General features: G+C 32.7%; 3 protein-coding genes. All 3 read right to left on the bottom strand.

From position 1 onward, the window contains the following. Positions 1-157: 157 nt before the first annotated feature. Positions 158-373, bottom strand: coding sequence for a transposase (locus ACRCJ0_RS13300; RefSeq protein WP_418910751.1), 216 nt, complete (start codon positions 371-373; stop codon positions 158-160). Continuing rightward, a complete protein-coding gene (locus ACRCJ0_RS13295) occupies positions 279-1,001 on the bottom strand; it encodes a transposase (RefSeq protein WP_270370303.1) in 723 nt (240 codons plus the stop codon). The genes ACRCJ0_RS13300 and ACRCJ0_RS13295 overlap by 95 nt, the downstream gene beginning before the upstream one ends. Positions 1,002-1,448: 447 nt before the next feature. After that, a complete protein-coding gene (locus ACRCJ0_RS13290) occupies positions 1,449-1,676 on the bottom strand; it encodes a MurR/RpiR family transcriptional regulator (protein WP_418910752.1) in 228 nt (75 codons plus the stop codon). Positions 1,677-1,791: the final 115 nt, after the last annotated feature.

Raw genomic sequence — 1,791 nt, 5'->3', positions numbered from 1 at the left:
CAGTATAGGGGACCCTAAATGTTAGTCTAAATTTTGGCTCTTCGTCAAATAGGACTGATGAGTAATATCTGCCAGGTAATCATTAGATTGCCTGGTTTTTTATATACTCTTCTCCATTATTCATATTTATCTTTATAATATGCTTTTGGAGCAGCCCTTAGGCTGCTTGTACTACCGGTATTTCAATTAGATATAGCTTGTTCGTCAATAATATTCTAGTTCTAAAATTTTGGAAGTTTCGGTATCCATAGGCAATACGTTTTAAGACCTTAATTTTATTATTCAAACCTTCTATTCGGCCATTCGTTAAGTGGGTTATATTTGAAAGTATGCCCAATATATCTTTGAAGTTTGGTAAATGTACGTAGCACACGTCTTAATCCGCTTGGTAATTTAACTAATTTGGACTGCGCTAACTGAGCCTTAAATGCTTCAGAAACATTCTCTTGGAGTGCCTCACGCAAGTTATGGATGACATTATAGGTATTTTTTAATAATGGATTCTTATCCAGTAAATAATCTAAAATACCACCGGTATTCGTAAGCCAATCGAATAACTTGAATGATTGATAATCCCATGAGCTTAGGTTTTCTCGGGGCAGTAAGAATAGTCGCCAATATCTTTTATACTTGTTGTACAATCTATGGTCAGGAACTCTGAAGGTATTCATTACTTCAATACGTAACTTATTCAATTCTCGATTTAATGATTGAACTAAGTGGAAGCGATCAATAATGATTTTGGCGTTGGGAAATATCTCTCTCACAACTTCCATATAAGGCATGTACATGTCCATTGTAACTGTTTGAACTTTCTGACGAGTCTTCAATGGATAGGCAAAAAAGTAATCACGTAGCTTGAATTTTCTGCGATCTCCCAACCCATCAACAATCTGTGAATTCGTATCATCTATAAAGACAAAGCTCATATTACCTTCGGCATACTTTACACCTTTGAATTCATCGAAAGCAATATGCTCTGCTAATTGTTTATCGTTCATAGTATTGCTCCTTTTAATTTATATAAAGCGCTTTCTCGGTTCAAACTATAGCATCTCAGCCTTGTGATTTGGGATTTAGCCATGATATTGGACTAAAGGTTCAAATTTTAGTGAAACTTAGGCTTCAATCTTGAAACTTTGGGTATCAAAAAAGGCATAACACACAGTCATACCTTTCTTAAACTTATTAAAATGAATGTTTATAATCTTACTAATGGTACTTATATACCTCAATTGATGATGTTAAGTTTTCTTCATAATTTTTAGACATTAAATCCAAGTACATAACATCTAAAACAAAAATCATCGCCGTATAAGTACCAATCGACTCAACATTAAGAACATGATTTTTATCATCAATCACAATATATTCATGACATATTTCTTTAAGCGCTACTGATTTGCGACCACCAATTCTTATGATATGAATCCCATTTCTACGTTGGTTTAATCGATCTTTTCAGAGATTTCCTTTATCAATGTCATACGTAAATCGCTATAGCCTGACAAGTCTAGTTTTTGACATAATCGTAAAACGGTTGCCTCACTCGTATAAGAATTACTACCCAATTCAGTTGCAGTCAAATTTTGAATATTTGTAGGATTTTTTAAAATATAATCTGCAATCTGTCGTTCGGAATTGGTAAAACCTTCTTTGCTTTCTAATCTTTCTATTAATATCAGAAATTTTCTCCAAGATATGTATCACTTTTAATATTCATCTTATCAAAAAGTTTGCAATAACACTAAATTTATCATCGGCTATTAAATTTTAAGATTTTTCATATTC

It is taken from the genome of Aerococcus sp. L_32, from assembly GCF_050689315.1.
This window is presented reverse-complemented; position numbering and strand designations above follow the sequence as displayed.

Bases quoted from the DNA above. Each gene is read 5' to 3' on its own strand.
- ACRCJ0_RS13295 (WP_270370303.1), bottom strand. From the start codon at position 1,001: ATGAACGATAAACAATTAGCAGAGCATATTGCTTTCGATGAATTCAAA.